Source organism: Xanthomonas sp. BRIP62409 (genome assembly GCF_003992965.1).
Classification (GTDB): Bacteria; Pseudomonadota; Gammaproteobacteria; order Xanthomonadales; family Xanthomonadaceae; genus Xanthomonas; species Xanthomonas euroxanthea.
Map to the genome: position 1 here is coordinate 35,288 of NZ_QEZJ01000037.1, position 18,543 is coordinate 53,830.

12 protein-coding genes are annotated in these 18,543 nt (G+C 66.0%); 10 read left to right on the plus strand and 2 right to left on the minus strand.

Annotated elements, in window-relative coordinates; all coding sequences use genetic code 11:
* The first annotated feature begins 23 nt into the window (after nucleotides 1-23).
* From EO170_RS21210 to EO170_RS21245, 7 genes are all read left to right on the plus strand, one after another.
* Complete coding sequence (locus EO170_RS21210; protein WP_126947929.1) at nucleotides 24-1,529, plus strand: CoA-acylating methylmalonate-semialdehyde dehydrogenase; 1,506 nt, start codon at nucleotides 24-26, stop codon at nucleotides 1,527-1,529.
* A 10-nt stretch (nucleotides 1,530-1,539) separates the two neighbouring features.
* Nucleotides 1,540-2,721, plus strand: coding sequence for an acyl-CoA dehydrogenase family protein (locus tag EO170_RS21215; RefSeq protein ID WP_115676404.1), 1,182 nt, complete (start codon nucleotides 1,540-1,542; stop codon nucleotides 2,719-2,721).
* Entirely contained in the window at nucleotides 2,718-3,515 is a 798-nt protein-coding gene (locus EO170_RS21220) for an enoyl-CoA hydratase (protein ID WP_126947931.1), read from the plus strand. The genes EO170_RS21215 and EO170_RS21220 overlap by 4 nt, the downstream gene beginning before the upstream one ends.
* Nucleotides 3,515-4,687 carry an enoyl-CoA hydratase/isomerase family protein gene (locus tag EO170_RS21225; protein ID WP_164741132.1) on the plus strand — a complete coding sequence of 391 codons (1,173 nt, stop codon included), beginning with the start codon at nucleotides 3,515-3,517 and terminating at the stop codon, nucleotides 4,685-4,687. The genes EO170_RS21220 and EO170_RS21225 overlap by 1 nt, the downstream gene beginning before the upstream one ends.
* A gap of 158 nt (nucleotides 4,688-4,845) precedes the next feature.
* A complete protein-coding gene (gene mmsB / locus EO170_RS21230; RefSeq protein WP_206514044.1) occupies nucleotides 4,846-5,748 on the plus strand; it encodes a 3-hydroxyisobutyrate dehydrogenase in 903 nt (300 codons plus the stop codon).
* A 949-nt stretch (nucleotides 5,749-6,697) separates the two neighbouring features.
* Complete coding sequence (locus EO170_RS21240; protein ID WP_126947933.1) at nucleotides 6,698-7,663, plus strand: cation diffusion facilitator family transporter; 966 nt, start codon at nucleotides 6,698-6,700, stop codon at nucleotides 7,661-7,663.
* A 173-nt stretch (nucleotides 7,664-7,836) separates the two neighbouring features.
* On the plus strand, nucleotides 7,837-9,120 hold the full coding sequence (locus tag EO170_RS21245) for an aspartyl/asparaginyl beta-hydroxylase domain-containing protein (RefSeq protein WP_126947935.1): 1,284 nt from the start codon (nucleotides 7,837-7,839) through the stop codon (nucleotides 9,118-9,120).
* 22 nt (nucleotides 9,121-9,142) lie between these two features.
* Here EO170_RS21245 and EO170_RS21250 read toward each other — a convergent pair whose 3' ends face one another.
* Nucleotides 9,143-10,645: a sulfotransferase gene (locus EO170_RS21250; protein WP_126947937.1), complete on the minus strand. Its 1,503-nt coding sequence runs from the start codon at nucleotides 10,643-10,645 to the stop codon at nucleotides 9,143-9,145.
* Nucleotides 10,646-10,807: 162 nt separating this feature from the next.
* Between EO170_RS21250 and EO170_RS21255 the strand changes: the two genes are divergently transcribed.
* From EO170_RS21255 to EO170_RS21265, 3 genes are all read left to right on the plus strand, one after another.
* Nucleotides 10,808-11,266 (plus strand): hypothetical protein, encoded by a 459-nt coding sequence (locus EO170_RS21255; protein WP_126947939.1) that lies wholly within the window; start codon nucleotides 10,808-10,810, stop codon nucleotides 11,264-11,266.
* Between the two features lie 40 nt (nucleotides 11,267-11,306).
* Nucleotides 11,307-12,890, plus strand: coding sequence for a tetratricopeptide repeat-containing sulfotransferase family protein (locus EO170_RS21260; RefSeq protein ID WP_126947941.1), 1,584 nt, complete (start codon nucleotides 11,307-11,309; stop codon nucleotides 12,888-12,890).
* A gap of 383 nt (nucleotides 12,891-13,273) precedes the next feature.
* Entirely contained in the window at nucleotides 13,274-16,126 is a 2,853-nt protein-coding gene (locus EO170_RS21265; RefSeq protein WP_104650558.1) for a TonB-dependent receptor, read from the plus strand.
* A gap of 167 nt (nucleotides 16,127-16,293) precedes the next feature.
* On the opposite strand, the gene EO170_RS21270 is transcribed toward EO170_RS21265, so the two are convergent.
* Complete coding sequence (locus tag EO170_RS21270; protein ID WP_126947943.1) at nucleotides 16,294-18,375, minus strand: 3-hydroxyacyl-CoA dehydrogenase NAD-binding domain-containing protein; 2,082 nt, start codon at nucleotides 18,373-18,375, stop codon at nucleotides 16,294-16,296.
* Between the last annotated feature and the right edge of the window lie 168 nt (nucleotides 18,376-18,543).

Consider the following 18,543-nt stretch of genomic DNA (forward strand, 5'->3'; position numbering starts at 1 on the left):
TGCCTTCTGCGAGCGAACCTGCAATGAGTGATTCCGTCCCGCGCGTGTCCCTGTTGATCGACGGCCAGTTCGTCACCTCCGCCAGCACCCAGTGGCAGGAGGTGGTCAACCCGGCCGATCAATCCGTGCTGGCGCAGGTGCCGTTCGCCACCACCGGCGAAGTGGACGCGGCGGTGGCTGCGGCCAGCCAGGCGTTCGTGAGCTGGCGCAAGACCCCGATCGGCACGCGTGCGCGCATCTTCCTCAAGTACCAGCAGCTGATCCGCGAGCACCTGCCCGAGCTGGCCGCGTTGCTGAGTGCCGAGCAGGGCAAGACCCTGGCCGATGCCGAGGGCGATGTGTTCCGTGGGCTAGAGGTGGTCGAACACGCCGCGGCGATCGGCAACCTGCAGCTGGGCGAGCTGGCCAACAACGTCGCCAACGGCGTGGACACCTATAGCCTGCTGCAGCCGCTGGGCGTGTGCGCGGGCATCACCCCGTTCAACTTCCCGGCGATGATTCCGTTGTGGATGTTTCCGATGGCCATTGCCACCGGCAACACCTTCGTCCTCAAGCCATCCGAGCAGGACCCGATGGTGACGATGCGGCTGGTGGAACTGGCGCTGGAGGCGGGCATTCCGAAGGGCGTGCTCAATGTCGTGCATGGCGGCGAGGACGTGGTCAACGCGCTGTGCGATCACCCGGACATCAAGGCGCTGTCGTTCGTGGGCTCCACCAAGGTGGGCACGCACGTCTATCAACGCGCCTCGCTGGCAGGCAAGCGCGTGCAATGCATGATGGGTGCGAAGAATCATGCCGTGGTGCTGCCGGACGCCAATCAGGAACAGACGCTCAACGCGATGGTCGGTGCGGCCTTCGGTGCCGCCGGCCAGCGCTGCATGGCGGCCTCCACGCTGGTGCTGGTGGGCGAGGCGCGGCAGTGGATTCCGGCGCTGGTGGCCAAGGCCAAGGGCCTGAAGCTGGGCGCGGGCAATGCGCCGGGCACCGAGGTCGGGCCGTTGATCTCCTGCGCGGCGCGCGCGCGCGTGGAAGGCCTGATCGCCTCCGGCGTGGAGCAGGGCGCCACGCTGGAACTGGATGGTCGCGCGCCCAGCGTGCCGGGGTTCGAGCAAGGCAACTTCGTCGGCCCGACGATCTTTTCCGGGGTCAGACCCGGCATGCGCATCTACGACGAGGAAATCTTCGGCCCGGTGCTGGTGATCCTGGAGGCCGCCACGCTGGATGACGCCATCGCCCTGGTCAATGCCAATCCCAACGGCAATGGCACCGCGTTGTTCACCCAGTCCGGCGCGGCGGCGCGGCGTTTCCAGGAGGACATCGATGTGGGCCAGGTCGGCATCAACGTGCCGATTCCGGTGCCGGTGCCGCTGTTTTCCTTCACCGGCTCGCGTGCCTCCAAGCTCGGCGACCTGGGCCCGTACGGCAAGCAGGTGGTGATGTTCTACACCCAGACCAAGACCGTGACCGCGCGCTGGTTCGACGACGAGACGCTGGGCCACGGCGTCAACACCACCATCTCCCTCAAGTGACCTGATCGCCATGAATGCAGCCATCCAGCTACACGCCAATACGGCCGATTTGAATGACGAGCAGGAAGCGTTCCGCGCCGCTGCGCGCGACTTCGCCGACAAGGAACTCGCCCCGCACGCCGCGCGCTGGGATGCGGAAAGCCACTTCCCGCGCGAGGCCATCGCCAAGGCGGCCGAGCTGGGCTTTTGCGGGCTGTATACCGATGAAGGCGTGGGCGGCCTGGGCATGCGCCGTCTCGATGCTGCGGTGGTGTTCGAGGAACTGGCCACGGTCGATCCGTCCACGTCGGCGTTCATCAGCATCCACAACATGGCCACCTGGTTGATCGCCAGCTACGGTAATGACGCGGTGCGCGCGCAATGGGGCGAGGCGATGACCAGCGGCGTCAAGCTGGGTTCGTACTGCCTGACCGAGCCGGGCGCCGGCTCGGACGCGGCCTCGCTCAAGACCCGCGCACAGCGCGATGGCGACAGCTACGTGCTCAACGGCAGCAAGGCCTTCATTTCCGGCGCGGGCGCCACCGATGTGCTGGTGGTGATGGCCCGCACCGGTGACGACGGCGCCCGTGGCATCAGCGCCTTCGTGGTGCCTGCCGATGCGCCCGGCATCAGCTACGGCCGCAAGGAAGAGAAGATGGGCTGGAACAGCCAGCCCACGCGCGGGGTGAGCTTCGAGAATGTGCGCATTCCGGCCGGCCACCTGCTCGGCAGGGAGGGCGAGGGCTTCAAGATGGCGATGAAGGCGCTGGACGGTGGCCGCATCAATATCGCGGCCTGTTCGTTGGGCGCGGCGCAAGGCGCGCTGGATGCCGCGCGTCGCTACATGGGCGAGCGCCGTCAGTTCGGCAAGAAGCTGGCCGATTTCCAGGCCCTGCAGTTCAAGCTGGCCGACATGGCCACGCAGTTGGTTGCCGCCCGGCAGATGGTGCACACCGCTGCGCGCAAGCTCGATGCCGGCAGCCACGATGCCACCGTGTGGTGCGCGATGGCCAAGCGCTTCGCCACCGATGCCGGTTTTGCGATCTGCGACGATGCCCTGCAGATCCACGGCGGCTACGGCTATATCCGCGAGTATCCGATCGAGCGCCTGCTGCGCGACAGCCGCGTGCATCGTATCCTGGAAGGCACCAACGAGGTGATGCGCATGATCATTGCGCGCCACCTGCTCAACGGCGAGGAGGAACTGCGATGAGCGATTGGGAAACACGCGCGCATACCGGCTTGCAGGTCGAACGCGATGGCCATGTCGCCATCGTCACCTTGTGCAATCCGCCGGCCAATACCTGGACCGTGCACAGCCTTGCAGGCCTGCGCGATCTGGTGCACGCGCTGGATGCGGACCGCAGCATCTACGCGCTGGTGATCACCGGCGAGGGAGAGAAGTTCTTCAGTGCCGGCGCCGATCTCAAGCAGTTTGCCGATGGCGACAAGGCCAATGCGCGCGCCGCGGCGCGGCGGTTCGGTGAAGCCTTCGAAGCGCTGAGCGCGTTTCGCGGCGTGTCGATCGCGGCCATCAACGGCTATGCGATGGGCGGTGGCCTGGAGTGCGCACTGGCCTGCGACCTGCGCATTGCCGAGCAACACGCGCAACTGGCCTTGCCGGAAGCCAGCGTCGGGTTGCTGCCGTGCGCCGGCGGTACCCAGAACCTGCCGCGCCTGGTTGGCGAGGGCTGGGCCAAGCGCATGATCCTGCTCGGCGAACGTCTGGATGCCGCCACTGCACAGCGGATCGGCCTGGTGGAAGAGGTGGTCGGCAAGGGCGAGTCACGTGCGCATGCCATCGCCTGGGCACAGCGCGCCGGCAAGCAGAGTCCGGCCAGTGTCGCAGCGTGCAAGCGCCTGGTGCAGTCCACCCGCCATGGCACCCATGCCGCCGCGCTGGTGGCAGAGCGCGAGGCCTTCGTCGACCTGTTCGAGCAGCCCGATCAGGCCGAGGGAGTGGCAGCCTTTCTGGAAAAGCGCGCACCGCAGTGGAGCAATGGCTGATGCTGGATGTGCGCCCAACCGAAGACGCGCCGGTGCTGTTCGAGCAACGTCATTGCGCCGACGGGCACCGCATCGGCATCGCCACCCTGAATTCGCCCAGGACGCTCAACGGCCTGTCGTTGCAGATGACGCGCCTGCTGGATGCGCAGCTGCGCGCCTGGGCCGACGATGCGCAAATTGCCTGCGTGGTGTTGCGTGGCGCAGGCGAGAAAGCGTTCTGCGCGGGCGGCGACCTGCATGGTCTGTACCAGAGCATGCGTGCGCATCGCGAGGCGGTGCCGGATGCGCAGGAGCGTCGCGCGCAACCGCAAGCCAATGCGCATGCCGCTGCGTTCTTCGAAGAGGAATATCGGCTCGACCATCGCATCCACACCTATCCCAAGCCGCTGCTGTGCTGGGGCCACGGCATCGTGATGGGCGGCGGCATCGGCTTGATGTCCGGCGCCAGCCATCGCGTGGTCACCGAGCGCTCGCGGCTGGCGATGCCGGAGATCAGTGTCGGCCTGTTTCCCGATGTCGGCGGCAGCTGGTTGCTGCGCCGGGTGCCGCACGCTGCCGGGTTGTTTCTGGCACTGACCGGTGCGCCGCTGGATGCCAGCGATGCCATCTACGCCGGGCTTGCGGATGTCCGGCTGGAGCATGCGCAATACGGGCCAGTGCTGGAAGCCTTGAGCGCACATGCCTGGACAGGCGATGCAGACGAGGATCGCGCCCAGCTCGGCGCGTTCCTGCACGGGATTGCGCAACCGCTGGAGCCGGGCCCACTGCAGGTGCATGCGGCCTTGATCGCGCAATTGGTGGCAGGCCGGACGCTACAGGAGGTGGTCGCTGCAATCCTGGAACTGCAAAGCGAGGACGCCTGGCTGCAGGCCGCGCGCGCAACGCTGGCAGCCGGTGCCCCCGGCTCGGCGCGACTGGCCTGGGAGCTGCACCATCATCCGGAAACCGGCACGTTGGCGGAGACATTTCGCACCGAGTACGTAGTGGCGCTGCATGCGGCCGCCCACGGCGATTTTGCCGAAGGCATTCGCGCGCTGTTGATCGACAAGGACCGCACGCCACAGTGGCAGCCTGCCGAACTGGAACAGGCCGATGCGCAATGGGCGGCTGCATTCCTGCAATCGCCCTGGCCGGCTGCACGGCATCCGCTTGCCGATCTTGGTGCACGTTGAGTCGCTGACACGCCGCTGCGAACGGTCTTTGGCGGATGCGGACAATGAGCCGCATCCGCACTGCAGGACCAAGGGATGCCATTGCGCCTGTTTGCCGCGCGCTCTGCGGCAGGGCAGATCATTCAACGGCCGCGCCCTCGGGTGATGGCCTTTCAAATCTGGAAAATCACACCATGAGCAAGATCGCTTTTATCGGCCTGGGCAACATGGGCGGGCCGATGGCCGCCAACCTGAGCAAGGCCGGGCACCAGCTGCGGGTGTTCGATCTGGTGCCCGCCGCGCTGGACGCCGCGGTCGCCGCCGGCGCGCATGCCGCCAGCTCCGCGCACGACACCCTGGCCGACGCCGAGATCGTGATCTCGATGCTGCCGGCCAGCCGCCATGTCGAAGGGCTGTACCTGGGCGAGGGCGGGATCCTGGCGCAGATTCCTGCCGCTGCCTTGGTGATCGACTGCAGCACCATCGCACCGGCCAGCGCACGCAAGCTCGCCGCCGAGGCGCAGGCGCGCGGCCTGGCGATGCTGGATGCGCCGGTCTCCGGCGGTACCGCTGGCGCGGCGGCCGGCAGCCTGACGTTCATCGTCGGTGGCGCTGCAGAGGTGCTGGAGCGTGCGCGGCCGGTGTTGCAGGCGATGGGCAAGAACATCTTCCACGTCGGCGATAACGGCGCCGGCCAGGTCGCCAAACTGTGCAACAACATGGCACTGGGCGTGATCATGGCCGCCACCGGCGAGGCGCTGGCGCTCGGCGTTGCACAGGGCCTGGACCCGGCGGTGCTGTCGCAGATGATGGCGGTCAGCACCGGGCGCAGCTGGGCCACCGAAGTCTGCAATCCGTGGCCGGGCGTGCTGCCCAACGCGCCGGCATCGCGCGGTTACAGCGGCGGATTCGGCAACGATCTGATGCTCAAGGACCTGGGGCTGGTCGCCGAATCCGCAGTGCAGGCGGGCGTGTCGATTCCGCTCGGCGAGCTGGCGCGCAATCTGTATGCGATGAACCGCCAAGCCGGCAACGGCGCGCTGGATTTTTCCAGCGTGATCAAGCTGGTGGCCAAGGTTTGAGAGTGGCTAACAAAGCGTCTATGCCCACCGCCGAGTGGGCGTAGACGGCGTTGTAACGCGCCTCTGTCTTGATGGGTGATCGATCGGGGGAATGCGTCGGGTGCAGAGCGGGTGCTCTGCGGCTTTGCTGCAGGGCCCTTGCCCGCCCACCATCGCGGGACACGCCGCAAGTACGTCCATGTAGGCTCCGGCGCGGCATCCATGCCGCTCAGGGTCCCGCGACGGTGGGCAGGCAAGGACCAGTCGAGATGGTCGGTATGCATGGGAAGAGCAGCGCTGGAAGCGCCTCGTTTGATCATGAGCAGCGGCTCCACGTCTGATGCACACCGCACGACAGACGGCTTTCAGATGAGCGCCGACCAACTGTCTGGTGCGGTGTCCTTGCCGGTTGCGGGACCGTGTGGCGGCATGGATGCCGCCACCGAGCCCCCAGGGACGGGTTTACGGCGTGTCCCGCGAGCGGTGAGGGCACCGCGCACTCGACGCTGTGGTTTTGCCGCAGGGGCCTTGCCCGCCCACCATCGCGGGACACGCCGCAAGTACGTCCTTGTAGGCTCTTACGCGGCATCCATGCCGCGTAAGGTCCCGCGACGGTGGGCGGGCAAGGACCAGTCACGATGGTCGGTACGCATGGTTGCAAGCAGGGGCAGGCAGTGCATGCAGCGCAGCCGTCCGATGAGGTGCGGTCTGATCAGCCTCTTTCTATCCGAGCAATCTCACTGCCAATACGACATCACTCCACACGCTAACGAAAGCGAGGGTGGCCGACGCGTTGCCGCCATCGCTGCGGCGTTCGAGAGGTTCTGTTGGCCGCTCCAAATTGCTGCCCGGCCTGGGCAACAAGGCGCAGCACCACGCCCACGTGATGTGATGTCATCACGCCCGGGTGTAATAGTCTCCGCCATCGCGTGCGCCTAAGGTGCGCGCATCGCACGAGGCTACCGCATCCATGGGACACGACCACAACCACGCACCCAGCGAAATCCGCCACGAGACACCGCTATGGTGGGCGCTGGGGCTCACCGCCACGTTCCTGTTGGCGGAAGTCATTGGTGCGTTCATCACCAACAGCCTGGCGCTATTGTCTGACGCCGCACATATGGCCACCGACACCGTGGGCCTGATGATCGCCCTGCTTGCCGTGCGCCTGAGCCGTCGCCCTGCCGATGCGCGCCGCACCTATGGCTATGTGCGGCTGGAAGCGCTCGGCGCGCTGGCGAACGGTGCACTGCTGTTTGCGGTCGGCGCTTACATCCTGTGGGAGGCCGCGCAGCGCTTTCGCGCACCGCAGGATATTTCCTCCAGCGGCATGCTGCTGATCGCCGGCTTCGGCCTGGTGATCAATCTGATCGCCATGAAGCTGCTGCACGCCGGCAGCGGCGAGAGCCTGAACGTCAAGGGCGCCTACCTGGAAGTCTGGAGCGACATGCTCGGCTCGGTGGCGGTGATCATCGGCGCGCTGCTGATCCGCTGGACCGGCTGGCAGTGGATCGACCCGGTGCTGGCCGTGCTGATCGGCCTGTGGGTGCTGCCGCGCACCTGGGTGCTGCTGCGCGAGGCGATCAACGTGCTGCTGGAAGGTGTTCCCAAAGGCATCGATCTGCCGCAGGTACAGCAGACGCTGGCCAGCTACCCCGGCGTCGAGGACGTGCACGACCTGCACGTCTGGGCACTGGCCTCCAGCACGCCTGCGCTCACCGCACACGTGGTGGTCGGCGAAACCATCGACCGCGACCGCCTGCGCGACGCGCTCGCCGAGCTGCTGCACGCGCGCTTCGAGATCTCCCATGTCACCTTGCAGGTGGAGAGCGGCGACTGCGGCACCGCGCCGTGTGGGACGCCACCGGCTACGCAAGGCCCTGCGCACGACGATCATCATGGTCACGCGCATTCGCATGGCGGCCACGCGCACTGACACGGACCGCACGCCAGTGGGCTGTCGCCTGGTTGGCGCTGGCGTGGCGTGACGTTGCCTGGAACAGCACGTAGCCGGGCCACCCTGTCCGGTCGTGGGAAGGCCAATCGCGCCATCGCGCCGCCGCCCAGGCCGTATGATCGAGCCGGGAAGATTGAGAGGCCGGCGGCGCGATGGCGGTACAGATCGAACAACGCAACCAACGCATCGCCGCGCTGATCGCCGAGGCGAGCGCTGCGGCTTCGGCCGGGCATTGGCAGCAGGCCGAGCAGCTGTGGGCACAGGTGCGCCAGTTGGCGCCGGCGCATCCGCAGGCCTTGTACAGCCTGGGCGTGCACGCCTACCAGCGCGGCGATGCAACGGCAGCGCTGGACTACTTGGCCGGCGCACGTGCAAGCAGCCCGGGCGATCCGATGATCGTGCTGACCATTGCGGTGGTGAAGCAGTCGCAAGGCGATGTGGATGGCGAATGGCAGGCCATCAGCGCGGCGTTGGCGCTGGATGCGTATTTCCTGCCGGGGTTGCTGGCAAAGGCCGCGTTTCTGCAGGCGCGTGGCCGCCCTCGTGCCGCCGCCGGCGTCTATCGCGACGCGCTGAAGGTTGCGCCACCCGAGCCGCAATGGCCTGCGGTGCTGCGTCGCAAGCTCGCCCTGGCCACGCAGGCGGTGGAGCAGGACACGCTTGAGCTCGAGGCGCAATTGCGCGCCGTCCTGGACACGCCCGGCGTGGCTGTGGACGCCGCGCTCGCGGGACGCTGGGCGGAAGCGGCCGCGATCGCATGTGGACGCAGCCGCCCGTTCCACTCCCAATCCAACCGCCTGTACGTACCGCGACTGCCCGCCTTGCCGTTTCATCCGCCGGAGGCGTTTCCGTGGATCGCTGCAGTACAGCGTCAGACCGAGGCGATTGCGCAGGAACTGCGCGCCGTCATGCACGCGGACAAGGGCGGCTTTGCGCCGTATATCGCCTACGCGCCGGACCAGCCGGTCAATCAGTGGAAGGACCTCAACCATTCGCCGGCCTGGAGTTCCTATCCGCTGTGGGCGCATGGCCAGCCGGTGGAGGAACATCTGCGGCAGTGCCCGGCAACCGCCGCCGCGTTGACATTGGTCGATGCGGCGGAGATTGATGGTGTTTGCCCGAACGCGATGTTCTCGGTGCTGGCGCCGCAGACGGTAATTCCACCGCACCACGGCGAGACCAACGCACGTCTGGTGGCACATCTGCCGTTGATCGTGCCCGACGGCTGCAGCTTCCGGGTCGGTTACGACTGGCGGCAGTGGGAGGTCGGCAAGGTGCTGGTGTTCGACGACTCGATCGAACACGAGGCGCGCAACCAGAGCGCGCAGCTGCGCGCGGTGCTGATCTTCGATGTCTGGAACCCCCTGCTGAGCCAGGAGGAGCGGCAGATGGTCAACGCCATGGAAACGGCGATTGCCCGCCACCGTGCCGGATGAGGGGTGCCGGTCGTCGGCCGGTTCAGTCCGCAGGTGAGATGCCGAACCGGGCAAGCGTGGCGCGCAGGGGAGCGAGCTGAGCGGCGTAGGGCTTCCAGCGTCCGGACGCATCGCCATGCAGGGGCTGGCGCACCTGCCAGTAGCTGGCTGTCTTGACGGCGCCAGGCGCCTTGTGGAACTCCAGGCAGTCCGGTTCCCAGGGCAACTGCAGGAAGTCCAGCAATGCGCGCAAGGTGGGCTCCGGCGCGGCGACGAAGGCGTCATAGTCGAAGGTGTGGATGCTGTCGGGATACAGCGACAGCCAATGCTCCATCAGTCGCTGGTAGGCGGCAAGAAAATGCCCGATGTCCTCCAGCCGGCCCGCGTAGCCAAACCGTTGTGGATTGAGCTGCTGCATGAAGAGCGACAGCCCGTTGTCCAGCGGATGGCGGCGCGTGTGCACGATCCTGGCAGCCGGAAAGAGCTGTTTGATCAGTCCGATCAGCTGAAAGTTGTCCTGGCGCTTGTCGGTGATGTAGCGCAGTTGCGCATGCTGGGGAACGGCTGCCGCCACACGTTGACGATAGGCGCTGGCCAGCTGCGTCAGCATGTGCGGGGATAGCTGCTGCGCGGCCTGCGGGAACGGCGACAACGACTGCGCAACCAGTCGCGGCAGCGCATCCAGCTCACCTCCGGCGGCAATGCACGGGTGGCGCGACAAGGCCTGTTCGAGCAGGGTGGAGCCGGAGCGGAACATGCCGCAGATAAACAGGGCCGGCACCGTGTTTTCTCCAGCAGCCATGGGGGGTGGCTGTTGCGCGTCCCTTGCGTTGGCAAATACCGCGGCAATGCTGTCGAAATGCTGTTGCGTGCGGATCGGATCGTAACGCCTTGCATGGGCGTGGCCATGCCGGTTGGCGGCACTGGCCGCATCGAATGCCTGGTTGTGCAGGCCGAGGCGGTCGTAGGCATGGGCCAACGCGTGCAGCAGCGTGGCCGTCAATGCAGGGTCCTGCCCTGCGACCGAGCTGGCCTGCTCGAGTCCGAGCAGGCGTGGGTCTTGCGCCTGCGTCGGAGGATCCAGATGCAGCAGACGTGCGCTGGCTTGCAACTGCAGCGTCCGTGTCCGGGCGTCGCCGGGAGGACTGGCGAGCAGTCGGCGATAGGCGGCGACCGCCTGGTCGCGTGCGCCCAGCTCTTCGTGCAGGTTGCCCAGATTGAGCAAGGCCGGGGCGTAGTCCGGCCGACACTGCAGTGCCAGGTCGAGCTCCTCCAGCGCGGCCGCATCCTGGTGGAGATGGTCGCTCAGCAGCGCGGCGCGATTGAGATGGATCTGTTCCGGCAGTGCAGCGCCGTACTGCAGTGCCTGCGCGTACGCATCCAGCGCAGCGGATGCTTCGCCGGTCCGGCGCAGCAGATATCCCAGGTTGTACCAGGCATCGGCGCAGCCGGGCCGGGCCTGCAGGATGGCTCGATAAGCGGCGATCGCCTGTGGCAAATGACCGTGTTGCAGTAAGCGTGCGGCGTGCTGCAAGGACAGGTCCAAGGCGTTTTCCAGGCAGTCTTGCCGCGGGTCGGGGGACCTGCAGCTTAGGCGGCGCCGGCGGTGCGTTCAATCTGCCCGGTGGCGAGACAATGAGGGTCGGCCTTTCCTGCGCCTGCCGGTTGGCTTGTATGCTCTGCTGCAGTCGAGCAGTGAGATGCGCACATGCACAAACCGGTGGTGGTGGGTCTGACAGTCCTGAGCTGCGCTTGGGCGGCATCGGCGCAGGACGTGCCGACGCATCGCTGCGCTGCAGTCCTCGATCCATTGCCGCGGCTGGCCTGTTATGACGCCAGTTTTCCGCCAACCCAGGCCGTACGGGCGGCGGAGGCGGACAGGGGAGTCAGGGCATTCGGCCGCAGTCCCCAACAGGCCTCTGCAACAACGGCTGCGCAGCAATCATCGCCTGCGCAACTCACGGCCAAGGTGCTCGCGGTGGCGTATCAGCCAGACGGTACGCGCATCGTGTCGCTGGACAGTCGTCAGCGCTGGGCACTGACAGAAGCCACCAGCCGCGGTCCGTTGGCCGAGGGCGAAGTCGTGGTGATTCGCAAGGCCGCGATGGGAAGTTACATGCTGGTGACCGCTGCCGGGGTGGCGCTACGCGCCCGCCGCATCGACTAGCCGGGCCGCCGATGGCATCGCAACCAACAGAAGAGAACGCATGACTGAAGGACAGCTGCGCGCAGTGCTGCACGACGGGTATCACCTGCTGCGTCAGGGACGTTATGGCCAGGCAGTTGCGTTGGCCGACCGCGCCTGCGCCGACCAGCCTGACAATGCGCATCTGCTGGAACTTGCCAGCGAGGCCCGGTTGGCCAATGGCGATCCGCAAGCCGCGGTCGACCGCATCGCACGGGCGGCGGCGGTTGCAGCGTCACCGGTGCCGCTCTTGATCAAGTACGCCAGCTTGCTGCTGCAGCTGCGTCGCCGCCGCGAGGCCCGGCTTGTCGCCGGTCAGGCGCAGGCACTTGCCGGCGCCGACGGTGCGGCGTGGTGGCGGATCGGCGCGTTGTACAGCGGCTGCCACGAGGTGGCGGCCGCCCGTGACGCGTATCGGCATGCGATGACATGGCTGGGAGAACAGCCGGGCCTGCTGTACGACCTTGCCACGATGCAGTTCTTCGGCGGCGAATTCGATGCCGCTGAGGTCACCCTGGAGCGGCTGCTGCAACTGGCACCCGAGACCGGCGATGCCTTGTACCTGCGCGCCACGCTCCGGCGTCAGACCGGGCAGCACAATCATCTGGACGACCTGCGTCACCGCTTGACCACGCTATCGGACCCTTCCGCCAGGGCGGCAGGCCTGTACGCCTTGAGCAAGGAGCTGGAGGATCTGGGCCGGCATGCGGAATCGTTCGAGACGTTGACCGCCGCAGCGGCCTGCAAGCGCAAGACACTGCAGTACGACGTTGCCGCCGAGTGTGCGCATATCGCCCAGATACGGGAGGCGTACGCCCCGGATGCCTTGCGCGCACTGCAGCCGGGTGATGCGGGCGAGGGTGCGGTCTTCATCGTCGGCTTGCCGCGCTCAGGCACCACCTTGCTGGAACGCCTGCTGATCCAGCGCGGCGGTGCGCGCTCGGCCGGGGAGTTGATGGATTTCGGTGCGCTGCTGGGCAGTGCGACATCCAGCGTACTGGCGACCAATCCCGGATTGACCGCCGCCCAGGCATCGCTGCAGATCGATTTTGCTGCGCTCGGCGAAGAGTATCTGCGCGGTGCCCGTGAGTTGGTGCACGACCATCCGGTAGTCATCGACAAGATGCCGGTCAATTACCTCTACTGCGGCATGATTGCCACTGCGCTGCCACGCGCACGCATCATCCATCTGGTGCGCGATCCGCTGGACACGTGCTATGCGATGTACAAGACCTTGTTCTACAACGCCTATCCGTTCTCGTATGCGCTCGATGAGCTCGCTGATTACTACCTGGCCTATCAGCAGACCATGCGTCACTGGCATGCGGTACTGCCCGGCGGCATTCTCGACGTGCATTACGAAGAGCTGGTACGCGATACCGAGCATCAGATCTCGCAGGTGCTGAGCTGGTGCGGGCTGACGAGCAGTGAAACCATCACCGGGCTGGAGAATGTGCCATTCGTGACCGCGAGTGCGGCGCAGGTGCGCGGCGATGTCCATCAACGGTCGGTGCATAGCTCGCGGCGGCACCTGGACGGGCTCATGCCGTTGTTGAAGCGGCTTCGGGCAGCGGGTGTGGCCTTGCCCGGCGTCGAAGTGGCCTAAGGATTTCCCGCTGGCCGACCACGCGTTTCGGTATTTCACCGAAGCGAGCCGCGGCGCGCGAAATGACGAACGAGCGTACGCGGCGAAATCGGGCCTCGGGAGGAAGAACGCGCGTCAAGAGTGCTTTTTTTCGTGATTTCCGCACCCTTTTGGGGCTTCGCCGCACCGATTCGGAGCATTTCTGAATGGCGCTTTAATTCTCTTCAACGTGGTCTTAACATCGGGTTGGCAACGTTTTTTCGGGCGCTCTTTCGCCCGGCCGTTAGCCAGTGTGGAAGCGCGGTTTGACGCGCTTGCCAACGACGTCGCAGCACGTGCCGGCATTGCATCAGATGCCGACGCAGTGCGTTGCGCTTACCCGTTCGAACTTCTCGGAGAGAGAGATGAGATTGAAGACCACCAAGCTGCGCGACGCCATCCGGGTATCGCTCACCGCGGGCGCCGCGGCGTTGGCCCTGTCCGGAACCGTGATGGCGCAGGAGCAGCCCGCGAGCGAACTCAAGAGCCTGGACACGGTCAGTGTCACCGGTACGCGCATCAAGAGCCAGACGATGACTGCCTCCAGTCCGGTGGCCGAGATCAACAAGGAAGAATTCCAGTACACCGGTTCGACCAAGGTCGAAGATCTGATCAATCAGTATCCACAGCTTTCGGCGAGCTTCGACAACTTCGCCAACAATGGCTCGCAAGGGTATGCGACCGTCGACCTGCGCGGACTGGGCGCGCAGCGCACCTTGACCTTGGTCAACGGCAGGCGCATTCCCAAGGGCATCGGCGAGAGTCCGGATATCAGCATCATCCCGGCCGCGCTGGTGCGTCGCGTTGACATCCTCACCGGCGGCGCCTCGGCGGTGTATGGCTCGGATGCCGTTGCCGGCGTGGTCAATTTCGTGCTCGACGACGAGTTCGAAGGGGTCAGCGTCGACATGGGCTACAACGCCTACCAGCATGACAACGGCAATACGTTGATGCGCGGTCTGATGGACGATGCCGGTTACGATTACCCGACCGGAAACTCCGGTTTCGACGGCATCTCCCGCAACGTGGACCTTGCCATCGGCGGCAGCTTCGGCGAAGCGGGGCATGCCACCGCATGGGCCACCTGGCGCGAGAACGATCCCCTGCTGCAGGGCCAGCGCGATTACTCCGCTTGCGCATTGAGTAACAGCGGCACCGCGTGCGGCGGGTCTGCCACTGCAGATCCGGCTAACTTCTACGTCGTCGCTCCGTCTGCAGGTGCCTTTTACGTGCAGCCTTCGGCCGGCGGAACCTGGTCGCAGGTCGCATCCCCGAATCTCTACAACTTCGCGCCGCTGAATTACTACCAGCGTCCGGATACGCGCTACACGGCCGGCACCAACATCAAGTACGAGGTCAACGAGCACTTCAAGCCCTATCTTGAAACCCTGTTCGTCAACCGCAAGAGTTCGACGCAGATCGCGCCGTCGGGTGCGTTTTTCACCGACCTCAACGTCAACTGCGCCACCTCGGTGATCGGCAGCCTGTGCAACGATGTCGGCATCACCGACGATGAGTTCACCGTCTATGTGGCCAAGCGCAACGTCGAAGGCGGCCCGCGCATCACCGACTCGGATACCAACAGCTTCAGCATCACCGCCGGCGCCCAGGGCGATATCAACGACAACTGGTCCTACGACGCGTCCTTCACCTACAACCGCAGCACGACCAAGTCCGAGAACATCAACGACTTCGTGACCACCCGTGTACGCGATGCGCTGCTGGGCTGCCAGCCGGGGGCGTTCGATGGCTGCGTGCCCTACAGCGTGTGGACCGACAGTGTCACCGCCGCAGAGGCGCAAGCGCTGCAGGGGGTTGGTATCGTCAATTATGAAACCTCGATGCGCGTGTTCAACGCCTACGTGACCGGCAATTTCGGCTACAGCCTGCCGTGGGCCGGGGATAATCCGATCAGCGTCGTCGGCGGCGTGGAAACGCGTACCGAAACCTTCAAGCGGGTGGCCGACAGCAACATGCAGACCGGCAACTTCACCGGTCTGGGCGGCCCGACCTCCAATGTCTCCGGCGACATCGGCGTCAAGGAACTGTTCCTGGAGGGCGCGGTGCCGCTGGTGGCGCAGGCCGGCAGCCTGGATCATCTCGACATGCAGCTTGGCTATCGCTATTCGGATTACGACATCTCCGGTGGCGTCAGCACCTACAAGGCGGGTCTGGGCGCGACATTCGCCGACGGCAAGTATCACCTGCGCGCCGGCTGGAATCGCGCAATCCGCGCGCCGAACGTCACCGAGCTGTATAACGAAAATACGATCGGATTGTGGAGCGGCAGCGACCCATGCGCCGGTGCCAATCCGGTCTTTACCCAGGCCCAGTGCGCCAATACTGGCGTGACGGCGGCGCAGTACGGCCGCGTTGCGGCAAACCCGGCGGGCCAGTACAACGAAATCGGCGGCGGTAATACGACACTGCAGCCGGAAACGGCCAATACCTGGACCGTCGGTTTTGCTGCCAGCCCCATCAAGGGGCTCGATCTGAGCGTGGATTACTACGACATCAAGATCGACGACGCCATCCGTGCCATCGGTTCCTCCAACATCCTGACCGCATGCGGCGTGACCGGTAACGCGGATATCTGCAGCCGCGTCCGCCGCAATGCCACCACAGGCGACCTGTTCCGCGGCAGCGACCCGGACGTCTCCGGCCTGATCTTCAATTCCCAGGACAATTTTGGGTCGCTGCATTTCCAGGGCGTGGATCTGACCGCGTCGTACGCGTGGAGCGTCGGCCCGGGGCGCCTGACCGCCTCGATGATGGGCAGCTACGCCATCAAGCAGGAATACGAGCCGGTTCCGGGTGTGCAGGAAGTGACCTACGACTGCGCCGGCGTGGTGAACGTGGCCTGCAACAGTGCCGAATGGCGGCATGTGCTGAGCACGCGCTACAGTTTCGACCGCTACACCGTCAGCCTGCGCTGGCGTTATATCGGCGAGCTGGATTACCAGAACACCGACGGGACCCGTGGCACAACCGACGTACGCCTGGTTAATCAGGACAACAAGGTGTCGGCGTACAACTACTTCGACCTCTCCGGTTCGATGCAGCTGGGCGATTACGTCACCTGGACCTTGGGCATCAACAACATCGCCGACAAGGAGCCGCCGCTGGTGGGTGGCAGCCTGACATTCAACGGCAACTCGCTCGCCGGTTACGACCAGGCGGGTCGTTACTTCTTCACCAGTGTGGGCCTGCGTTTCTGAGTCGCCTTGCGACCCGGTAGAACAACGGCGAGCCTCGGCTCGCCGTTGTTTTTTGATTGCCTGCATCTGGTGGCGATGGTGTGCCGCGCTGCAACCTTCAGAGCACCACCGTGGCCGAGTGCATGGCGCTTGGGTATCTGGCCGAGCTCGAAGGCCGCGTCAACGCGTTACGCCACCGGCTCACGCAACAACGGCGACTCCCAGCCCGGGCGCGGTGCGAAACGCTCGCCATGGCGCGCCTGCAGAGCCAGCAGGCGTTCCAGCAACGCGTCGGCGCCGACACTGCGGATGTGCTGGATCGGGCCGCCTCGGAACGGCGCAAAGCCGGTGCCGAAGATCACACCCGCATCGAGCAGGTCCGCATCGGCCACCACGCCGTCGTGCAGGCAGGCGACCGCTTCGTTGAGCAACGGCAGGATCAGGCGATCTTCCAGGTCTGCCGGCACCGCGTAGCCGCTGGCGACCTCGGGCTTGACCGCGCGCCCGTTCTCCCACTTGTACAAACCCTGGCCGTCCTTCTTGCCGCGCTTGCCCGGCTCCACGGTGGCCAGTGCCGCGGGAATCGGCAGGTGCAGGAAGGGCGCGAGCTCTGCGCCCACACCGGCGGCGACATCCAGCCCCACCGTATCGATCAGTTCGATCGGCCCCATCGGCATGCCGAACTTGACCGCGGTCTTGTCCAGCACCGGACCGGGAATGCCTTCGGCATAGGCGGTGGCCGCTTCGAGCAGGTACGGGAACAGCACGCGATTGACCAGGAAGCCAGGGGTGCCGGCCACCAGTACCGGGAACTTGTCCAGCGCCTTGCAGAATGCCGCCAGGCGCGCCACGTTGGCCGGATCCAGCCCGTCGTGCTGCACGATTTCCACCAGCGGCATCATGGACACCGGATTGAAGTAGTGCAGGCCGGCAAATTGCGCCGGGCGCTGGAGATGGCCGCGCAACTCGGTCAACGGAATCGACGAGGTATTGGTGGTCAGCAATGCATCTGGCTTGAGCTGTGGCTCGACGGACTGGTACAGCTCGCGCTTGGCCTGCGGGTTCTCGATGATCGCTTCGATCACCAGGTCCGCCTGCGCCACGCCCGCACCGGCCAGGTCGCCGCGCAGGCGCGCGGCCACTGCCGGCCGCTTGGCCTCGTCCTTGACGCGCTTGGCGAACAACTCGCCGCCACGGCCCAGTGCGGTGTCGATGAAGCGCTGCTCGCGATCCTGCAGCGTCACCTCGAAGCCCTTGTAGGCCGCCCAGGCCGCGATATCGCCGCCCATCACGCCAGCACCGACCACATGCACATGGCGAATCGGGGGCAAGGCCGCAGCGCCGGCGTCCTTGCCGCCCAGCGCCTTCAGGCGCTCGGTGAGAAAGAAGATGCGGATCAGGTTGCGTGCGGTCGGCGTACTGGCGAGCTTGACCACCGCCTTGCGCTCGGCCGCCAGGCGCGCCTGGATGCCGCTGCCGCCGGCACGTTCCCACACGTTGATCAAGGCGTAGGGCGCCGGGTAATGCTCCTTGCGCGCCTTGCGTGCGACCTGCTTGCGCATCTGCGGCGCCAGCAACTTGCGCGCGAGCAGGGTATTGGTGGCCCATGCGGTGGCGCGCTGCTTGAACGGACGTTTGCTGCCGGTGAGCGCCAGCGCGGCGGCGACATCGACCAGCACCGCCGGCGCGGCGACCTTGTCGACCAGGCCCATGGCGCGTGCGGCCTTGGCCGCGACGGTGCGGCCGGTCAGCATCAAATCCATCGCTGCCGGCGCACCGATCAGGCGCGGCAGGCGGGCGCTGCCGCCCCAGCCGGGAAAGATGCCGAGCTTGGTTTCCGGCAGGCCGATGCGGGTGCCGGCATCGTCGGAGGCCACGCGATACCGGCACGCCAGCGCGATCTCGGTGCCGCCGCCCATGCAGAATCCGTGAATCGCCGCGACCGTGGGGCAGGGCAGCTCGGCCAGCTTCTGAAAGACGTTCTGGCCGCGGTGGATCGCATCGTTGACGGTGCCCTTGCGGTCGAACTCCTGGAATTCCTTCAGGTCGGCGCCGGCGATGAAGCCGTTGGGCTTGCCCGAGCGCAGCACCACGCCCTTGGGCGGGTCCAGCGCCAGGCGTTCGACCAGCGCGCCCAGTTCGAGCAGCACCTCCTGCGAAAATGCGTTGACCGGTGCGCCCTGGCGATCAAGGCTGAGCACGACCACGCCGTCCTCGCGCAGGTCGGCCTGCCAATGGCTGAATCGGAGCCCGTCGAAACCTGGAAGCATGCGTCTGGCCGTCCGGAGATATAAGGAAAGGTCGTTATCATCCAGAGGTTGTTTCCTTCACGTCAAATACCCATACCTGTCGGCAGGGCGACGCGCGCCTGGTGCGAGGCGTCGCCAGTGGCGCATCGGTGCAGCTAGCCTGTTGCGCGACGATCGTACGGATCGGTA

Excerpts from the sequence above, each read along its gene's own strand:
- EO170_RS21260 (WP_126947941.1), top strand. The coding sequence starts at position 11,307 with ATGACTGAAGGACAGCTGCGCGCAGTGCTGCACGACGGGTATCACCTG.
- EO170_RS21255 (WP_126947939.1), top strand. The coding sequence starts at position 10,808 with ATGCACAAACCGGTGGTGGTGGGTCTGACAGTCCTGAGCTGCGCTTGG.
- EO170_RS21240 (WP_126947933.1), top strand. The coding sequence starts at position 6,698 with ATGGGACACGACCACAACCACGCACCCAGCGAAATCCGCCACGAGACA.
- EO170_RS21210 (WP_126947929.1), top strand. The coding sequence starts at position 24 with ATGAGTGATTCCGTCCCGCGCGTGTCCCTGTTGATCGACGGCCAGTTC.
- EO170_RS21215 (WP_115676404.1), top strand. The coding sequence starts at position 1,540 with ATGAATGCAGCCATCCAGCTACACGCCAATACGGCCGATTTGAATGAC.
- EO170_RS21265 (WP_104650558.1), top strand. The coding sequence starts at position 13,274 with ATGAGATTGAAGACCACCAAGCTGCGCGACGCCATCCGGGTATCGCTC.
- EO170_RS21220 (WP_126947931.1), top strand. The coding sequence starts at position 2,718 with ATGAGCGATTGGGAAACACGCGCGCATACCGGCTTGCAGGTCGAACGC.
- EO170_RS21245 (WP_126947935.1), top strand. The coding sequence starts at position 7,837 with ATGGCGGTACAGATCGAACAACGCAACCAACGCATCGCCGCGCTGATC.
- EO170_RS21225 (WP_164741132.1), top strand. The coding sequence starts at position 3,515 with ATGCTGGATGTGCGCCCAACCGAAGACGCGCCGGTGCTGTTCGAGCAA.
- EO170_RS21270 (WP_126947943.1), bottom strand. The coding sequence starts at position 18,375 with ATGCTTCCAGGTTTCGACGGGCTCCGATTCAGCCATTGGCAGGCCGAC.